Genomic DNA, 7,349 nt, shown 5'->3' with positions numbered 1-7,349 from the left:
CAAGTAACTGTCGTTTTTTGCATGCACAGCGCGGCTCGCCGGCGCCCTTGTCGCGGTCACGCAACAAGGCCCGAAGCGGTCGTGCGAGCGTGCCTCGGACGCCTGCGTCACAGTCGTGGAGAGGCAGGCGGGAGCCGAAGCGGCGTGCGGGATTCTTGGAGATAAGGCGAGATTCTACCGCCAAACGCGGCCACAGCGGGACTTATCCACAGGCTGTGATTGTGGGTCGCGGGGCCGGATCGGCGCAGGCCGGTACAGGCGCGTGACTCGTAAAGTATTGACCGTCAAGAGAAAAACGGTTTAAATAGCGGGTTCCGCGAAAACCAATCCTGTATTCCCGGCGATTGCGTTCGCCCGAATGCCTCCGGTTTAGGGCACGCGGTCCCCTGAATTTCGACATTCTCGAACAAGTGAGAACATCATGAAACGTACTTACCAACCGTCCGTGACGCGCCGCAAGCGCACCCATGGCTTCCGTGTCCGCATGAAGACGGCAGGTGGCCGCAAGGTCATCAACGCTCGCCGCGCGAAGGGCCGCAAGCGCCTCGCCATCTAAGGCAGGTTGCACGCTGTGTCCGCCGTCCGCAGTCCTGCGGAAGGTGCCGTCGAGCCGGGTGCGAATCCGTCGCAGACGAAAGCCGCCTTCCCGAAAGCTGCGCGACTTCTGAAAACGGATGAATTTTCATCCGTTTTTCGTTTGCGCCCCTGGCGGCGTACCGCGCACTTCGTGATTTACGGCAAGCCGACCGGCCAGCCCGCGCGTCTGGGGCTCGTCGTCGGCAAGAAGTTTGCGCCGCGTGCAGTCACGCGTAACCTCGTGAAGCGGCTGGCGCGCGACGCGTTTCGCTTGCGCCGGGCCGAATTCGCCGGTTACGACCTGCTGCTGCGGCAGCACACGCGCTTCGACAAGAAAGCGCTGCCGAGCGCGGCTTCCGCCCCGCTCGCGGCGATGTGCGCGGCGGAAATCCGCGAGCTGCTCGACAGGGCAGTCCGGGAGATCGCCCGCCGTGCGTCGAAGCCCGCGTCCGAGTGACGCATCCGTTCGCGGTGCGGCGTTCGCGCCCGCCCGGCCGGTTTTGACGCGGCGCCGAACGGCGTCGCCCAAGGTATGGAAACGGTATTGATCGCCTTGCTGCGCTTCTACAAGGTTGCCGTGAGCCCCCTGCTCGGCAACCGTTGCCGTTTTTATCCTTCCTGTTCGGATTACGCGCGCGAGGCAATCCAGTATCATGGCGCCGCGCGCGGCACGTATCTCGCCGTCAGGCGCGTGTGCCGATGCCATCCGTTTTCCGCGGGCGGCATCGACCTCGTCCCGCCGCCCACCTCCGACACTCGCGCTCGCGGCGAAGCCGACGCGCGGTCCCATCGACTCTGAGACAACGCATGGATATCAAACGCACCGTCCTATGGGTGATCTTCTTCATGTCAGCTGTCATGCTGTACGACAACTGGCAGCGTTCCCATGGACGCCCGTCGATGTTCTTCCCGAGCGCCACGCAGACTGCCCCCGCGGCGGCTGCCGGCGGCGCATCGGGCACGGGCGCGACGACGACGACCGCAGGTGAAGCGCCTGCTGCCGCAGCAGGCGCCGCACCGTCGACGACGGCACCGGCCGCCCAGGCGCAGCTCGTGAAGTTCTCGACCGACGTGTACGACGGCGAAATCGACACGCGCGGCGGCACGCTCGCGAAGCTGACGCTGAAGAAGCAGGGCGACGGCAAGCAGCCCGACCTGTACATCACGCTGTTCGACCACACGGCCGGCCACACGTATCTCGCACGCTCGGGCCTGCTCGGCGGCGACTTCCCGAACCACAACGACGTCTACACGCAGGTGAACGCCGGCTCGACGTCGATGACGGGCGACCAGAACGCGCTGAAGCTGTCGTTCGAATCGCCGGTGAAGGGCGGCGTGAAGGTCGTCAAGACCTACACGTTCACGCGCGGCAGCTACGTGATCGGCGTCGACACCAAGATCGACAACGTCGGCACGGCGCCTGTCACGCCGACGGTCTACATGGAACTTGTCCGCGACAACACGGCCGTCGAAACGCCGATGTTCTCGCACACGTTCCTCGGGCCGGCGGTCTATACGGACGCGAAGCACTTCCAGAAGATCGATTTCAGCGACCTCGACAAGAACAAGGCGAACTTCGAGAAGTCCGCCGACAACGGCTGGGTCGCGATGGTGCAGCACTACTTCGCGTCGGCATGGATTCCGCAGCAGGGCACGAAGCGCGACATCTACGCTGAAAAGATCGATCCGACGCTGTATCGCGTCGGCGTGAAGCAGCCGGTCGCCGCGATCGCGCCGGGCCAGTCGGCCGACGTGCAGGCACGCCTGTTCGCCGGTCCGGAAGAAGAGCGCATGCTCGAAGGCATCGCGCCGGGCCTGGAACTCGTGAAGGACTACGGCTGGGTGACGATCATCGCGAAGCCGCTGTTCTGGCTGCTCGAGAAGATCCACGGCTACATCGGCAACTGGGGCTGGTCGATCGTGTTGCTCACGATCCTGATCAAGGCCGTGTTCTTCCCGCTGTCGGCCGCGAGCTACAAGTCGATGGCGCGCATGAAGGAAATCACGCCGCGCATGCAGGCGCTGCGCGAACGCTTCAAGAGCGATCCGCAGAAGATGAACTCGGCGCTGATGGAGCTGTACAAGACCGAGAAGGTCAATCCGTTCGGCGGCTGTCTGCCGGTCGTGATCCAGATCCCGGTGTTCATCTCGCTGTACTGGGTGCTGCTCGCGTCGGTCGAAATGCGCGGCGCGCCGTGGGTTCTGTGGATCCACGACCTGTCGCAGCGCGATCCGTTCTTCATCCTGCCGGTGCTGATGGCCGTGTCGATGTACGTGCAGACGAGCCTGAACCCGACGCCGCCGGACCCGGTCCAGGCGAAGATGATGAAGTTCATGCCGATCGCGTTCTCGGTCATGTTCTTCTTCTTCCCGGCCGGCCTCGTGCTGTACTACGTCGTGAACAACGTGCTGTCGATCGCGCAGCAGTACTACATCACGCGCAAGCTCGGCGGGGCCAAGAAGAAACCGGCCTGACGCCCGTTGCACCCGTGGGCGGCGAGCCGCCCGCGATGCACGCAAAAAAAGCCGCATGGTTCGCCCATGCGGCTTTTTTGTTTCCCGGCGGTGGTGCGCGGTGTGCGATGCGCGCGCCGTTGCCGGTCAGGCCTTCTTCGCTTCGATTTTCGGTTCGCCGTAGAACTGCTCGACCAGTTCCTGAACGAGGTAGCGCTGATGCGGAGACAGTGCCTCGATCTTCGACGCGAGTTCGATCGTCTCGGGCGTCGGTGGATAGCGTTCGTCGCGCGGCAGCGGTTGCGGCGTCGGGTGTTCGATCACGCTCGGCGACGGCCCGTAATGCAGCCAGTGCAGTTCGACGCGCAGCCATTCGGCGAGCGTTTCGAGTTTGTCCGACGTCGGAATCGTGCGGCCCGTCAGCCACTTGTGCGCGGTTTGCGGCGAAACGGGATGCGTTCCGCGGTGGCGCAGATTGAACCGATTCGCAAGCTCTGTCGCGCCGGTAACCTTCTCCGGACTGCGCCGCAGGGCGAATTTCAGGCGTTCCGAGAACGCGGCTTTTTCTTCGGATGTCGGCATGGGGGAGATTGTGCAATTCCACCGATGTGTTTCAGACAACCACATGGGATAAACGTATCCCATTTGGACGAATCGCATCCTTGCGCCGGATCGGCGGCGAAATTGAGGGACGAAACGTCAGGCCGCTCTGGCAAACATACTCGTCCGAAACGGTGGCGGTGTCATCGCGCTGGACTGATACTCGACTTATCCCCGGTGGGATAAATTCGGGCGAGTCCGAATCCCGCGTGGCGCCCGGTGGCGTGTATGCCGGCACGCTACAATGCCGGCGTTCCGATGCCCGAACTGTTGCGCGGGCGCACCACTCACTGCCTGATCACCCGATTCATCCGATTCCCATGCTCGCTACCGATTCCGATCCGATCGTCGCCATTGCCACTGCTGCCGGTCGGGGCGGCATCGGCGTCGTCCGCGTGTCGTTCGGGCGCGGCGGCGAGGCGGCCGCGCTGCCGCTGATCGACGCGTTGTGCGGGCAGAAGCTCGCGCCGCGCCATGCGAGCTACGTGCCGTTCCTCGACGAGCACGGCGCGCCGCTCGACCGCGGGATCGCGCTGTATTTCCCGGCGCCGCACTCGTACACCGGCGAGCACGTGCTCGAGCTGCAGGGGCACGGCGGGCCGATCGTGATGCAACTGCTGCTGCAGCGCTGCCTGGATGCCGGGCGCGGCTTCGGGCTGCGGCTCGCGGAGCCGGGCGAGTTCACGCGGCGCGCGTTTCTGAACGACAAGCTCGACCTCGCGCAGGCTGAGGCCGTTGCCGACCTGATCGAGGCGAGCACCGAGGCGGCTGCGCGTTCGGCGGGGCGTTCGCTCGATGGCGCGTTCTCGCGACAGATCCACGCACTCGTCGAAGACGTGATCACGCTGCGGATGCTGGTCGAGGCGACGCTCGATTTTCCGGAGGAGGAAATCGACTTCCTGGAAGCGGCCGATGCGCGCGGCAAGCTCGCGAAGATCCGTGCGCAGCTCGCGCATGTGCTTGGCGATGCGCGGCAGGGTGCGCTACTGCGCGAGGGGTTGTCGGTCGTGCTCGCGGGGCAACCGAACGTTGGCAAGTCGTCGCTGCTGAATGCACTGGCCGGCGCGGAGCTGGCGATCGTCACGCCGATCGCCGGGACGACGCGTGACAAGGTCGCGCAGACGATTCAGGTCGAAGGAATTCCGCTGCATATCATCGATACGGCCGGGTTGCGCGAGACGGAGGATGAAGTCGAGCGGATCGGCATCGCACGCACGTGGAGCGAGATCGAGCGCGCGGACGTCGTGCTGCATCTGCTCGATTCGCGCACGGGGATGACGCCGGATGACGGGACGATCGCCGCGCGGTTTCCGGGCGGCGTGCCGGTGGTGCGCGTGCTGAACAAGACGGATCTGACCGGCGTGTCGGCTTGCGTCGAGCATCCGGCGGCGGAAGGGGATCTGACCGAGGTGCATCTGTCGGCGAAGCGCGGCGACGGGATCGACATGCTGCGTGCGGAGCTGCTGCGGATCGCGGGGTGGCAGGCGGGGGCCGAAGGCGTGTATCTCGCGCGCGAACGGCATCTGATCGCGCTGCGAGCGGCGCAAGAGCATCTGGCGCAGGCGGCGGATCATGCGGAGCAAAGGGCGCAGTCGCTCGATCTGTTTGCCGAGGAGCTTCGGCTCGCGCAGGAACAGCTCAATGCGATTACCGGGGAGTTCACTTCGGATGATCTGCTGGGGGTGATTTTCAGCAGGTTTTGTATCGGGAAGTGATTGGACGGCACGACGATCGATCTCACCAAGGCGATCCTCGAAACCGATGACGATGTGCTGGCCATTCGCACGCTGGCCGAACTGCTTGGTGACCCGTACCAACCGGATGCGGACGCCAACCTGATCGAAGACGCGGAAAAGGACGCGCGCCTCGAGCGTCTCCACTATGAAACGCTCGCCGCGCTACAAGTGTTTCTGATGCACGCCGACCTGACGAAGCCGGCCTGACCGCTTCACGGTTCGGATCGTCGATCGCGCATCGATCGACGATCCGAACCGCCCGCAATCGAAGCGGCGCTTCAACGTTCATGCCATCGAGGCGCCACACGCTTCACCATCATCAATCCCAATGACGATGATGGTAATACCCGCCGCCACCGTAATACCCGCCACCACCGTAGTACCCGCCGTCAGGCACGACGATACAGCCGCTCAGCAACACGGCGACGCCGGCAATCAGCAAAAGGGTTTTCTTCATGGCGCTCACCTGCTCGGGTTCGATATGAAACCCAGCATAGCGAGCGCCCGCAACACGGGCTGTAAGCATTGGTATCCCTGCCCCGCTTTGCGTAACGGCGCATTATTCCGGTCAAAATGACCGTAACAAATGCCCTAAACACCAGACGTTTTCAGGCGACGACGACCCTGTTTCGCCCCGCATCCTTCGCACGATACAGCGCGGCGTCGGCGGCTTCGATCAACGCGTCGGGCGTCGACAGATCGTCGGCCGACACGGTCGCGCAGCCGACGCTGACGCTCACGCGCCCTGCCGGCGAAGCAGGCATCGCGAGATCGAGTCGCAACACGGCTTCGCGCGCCTCTTCGGCAACGACCCGCGCACCGCGCGCGCCGGTGTTCGGCAGCACGATCGCAAATTCCTCGCCGCCGTAGCGCGCGACGATATCCGCGGGCCGCCTCACCGCGCCGGCCAACGCATTCGCGACCGCGATCAGGCACGCATCGCCCTTCACGTGACCGAACGCGTCGTTGTACGCCTTGAAGCGATCGACGTCGACCATCAGCAGCGACAGCGGTTCGCCCTGCCTTCTTGCCTGCAGAAACAGCGTGTGGAAGTGATCGTTGAAGTGGCTGCGGTTGAACGCGCCCGTCAGCCCGTCGCGCGCGGATGAGCGGATCAGCGTCGCGTGCGCCTCGAACAGCTGCTGGTACAGCATCGTCACTTCCCATGCGAGCACGCACACGAGCACGCCGGGCGTGAACATGCTGAACACGCGCGCGACATACCAGCCAACCGTGAAGCGGTTCGTGGTCAGCAGGTTCAGCGTCGTGTCGGTGAGGCACGCGAGCACCGCGATCGCGAGCCACAGGTCGAGCGTCGTGCGCAGCCGGCCGGTGGCCAGCACGGCCACGAGCGCAACCGCATTGAGTATCCACACAATGAGCGCGACGCCGTTGAAGGGCAGCACGGCTGCGTCGCCGGGTGGATGGAACGCGGGCGGCAGCGACACGTTCAGCGCGAGCGCACACAGCAGCGCGGCCGCGGCGGCTGGCCCGCCGACTAGCGCGACGGCCCACCGGCGCGTCTGCTGCTCGCCGACCGGTGCATGCGTCAGCCGCTCGCGCGCGAGCAGCGCGGCCATCACGAAGCACGGGAAGCCCGCATGCCAGAAGATCCACATCCACGCGGCGCTTTGCGGTCGCGCGCCGAACAGGCCCTGCGGCGCGAACACGCCCGGAAAGGTGAGCAACTGCAGCGCGACGGCGAGCGCGGTGAACGCATAGGCGCCGCCGAGCGCGCCGAGCACGGGCTGGCGCGTCACGGTGAACTGCGCGCCGAGGAAGAACGCCGCGATGCTCGCGGTCGTGAACACGGTGAGCGCGCACATCGGCATGAACGGCTCGACAACCGGCAGCGTGACGTTCGCGTGCGGCGCGGCGATCACGAGTACGAGCAGGATGACGAGCGCCGTCAGTGCGCCGAACCAGAGCTGACGACGCGTCGTGTGCTGGATCAGGATGCCTTCCATGGAGTCCCCCGGACGC

Annotated in this window: 9 protein-coding genes; 6 read left to right on the top strand and 3 right to left on the bottom strand. The window is 65.1% G+C overall.

Annotated features, from left to right (window positions below; genetic code table 11):
* Positions 1-421 precede the first annotated feature (421 nt).
* The 4 genes from rpmH to yidC all read left to right on the top strand — a co-directional run bounded on the left by rpmH (position 422) and on the right by yidC (position 3,051).
* Positions 422-556 (top strand): 50S ribosomal protein L34, encoded by a 135-nt coding sequence (gene rpmH / locus R9B84_RS16705; RefSeq protein ID WP_004198824.1) that lies wholly within the window; start codon positions 422-424, stop codon positions 554-556.
* A 15-nt stretch (positions 557-571) separates the two neighbouring features.
* Entirely contained in the window at positions 572-1,033 is a 462-nt protein-coding gene (gene rnpA, locus R9B84_RS16700) for a ribonuclease P protein component (protein ID WP_423758780.1), read from the top strand.
* A gap of 75 nt (positions 1,034-1,108) precedes the next feature.
* Positions 1,109-1,375 carry a membrane protein insertion efficiency factor YidD gene (gene yidD / locus R9B84_RS16695; RefSeq protein ID WP_258280813.1) on the top strand — a complete coding sequence of 89 codons (267 nt, stop codon included), beginning with the start codon at positions 1,109-1,111 and terminating at the stop codon, positions 1,373-1,375.
* 8 nt (positions 1,376-1,383) lie between these two features.
* Positions 1,384-3,051, top strand: coding sequence for a membrane protein insertase YidC (yidC, locus tag R9B84_RS16690; RefSeq protein WP_423758779.1), 1,668 nt, complete (start codon positions 1,384-1,386; stop codon positions 3,049-3,051).
* 126 nt (positions 3,052-3,177) lie between these two features.
* On the opposite strand, the gene R9B84_RS16685 is transcribed toward yidC, so the two are convergent.
* Entirely contained in the window at positions 3,178-3,612 is a 435-nt protein-coding gene (locus R9B84_RS16685; protein ID WP_047899365.1) for a transcriptional regulator, read from the bottom strand.
* Between the two features lie 338 nt (positions 3,613-3,950).
* Here R9B84_RS16685 and mnmE point away from each other — a divergent pair, with 338 nt between their 5' ends.
* Complete coding sequence (mnmE, locus tag R9B84_RS16680) at positions 3,951-5,345, top strand: tRNA uridine-5-carboxymethylaminomethyl(34) synthesis GTPase MnmE (protein WP_423760013.1); 1,395 nt, start codon at positions 3,951-3,953, stop codon at positions 5,343-5,345.
* Positions 5,346-5,573 carry a hypothetical protein gene (locus R9B84_RS16675; RefSeq protein WP_423758778.1) on the top strand — a complete coding sequence of 76 codons (228 nt, stop codon included), beginning with the start codon at positions 5,346-5,348 and terminating at the stop codon, positions 5,571-5,573.
* A 112-nt stretch (positions 5,574-5,685) separates the two neighbouring features.
* Here the strand turns inward: R9B84_RS16675 and R9B84_RS16670 are convergent, their stop codons facing one another.
* Positions 5,686-5,823, bottom strand: a complete 138-nt coding sequence (locus tag R9B84_RS16670) for a hypothetical protein (protein ID WP_186451687.1) — start codon at positions 5,821-5,823, stop codon at positions 5,686-5,688.
* Positions 5,824-5,974: 151 nt separating this feature from the next.
* Positions 5,975-7,333, bottom strand: a complete 1,359-nt coding sequence (locus tag R9B84_RS16665) for a sensor domain-containing diguanylate cyclase (protein WP_423758777.1) — start codon at positions 7,331-7,333, stop codon at positions 5,975-5,977.
* Between the last annotated feature and the right edge of the window lie 16 nt (positions 7,334-7,349).

This window comes from Burkholderia sp. NLJ2, assembly GCF_049487195.1.
Classification (GTDB): Bacteria; Pseudomonadota; Gammaproteobacteria; order Burkholderiales; family Burkholderiaceae; genus Burkholderia; species Burkholderia pyrrocinia.
Note: the sequence above shows the minus strand (reverse complement) of the source record. Positions and strands in the feature narration are given on the sequence as shown.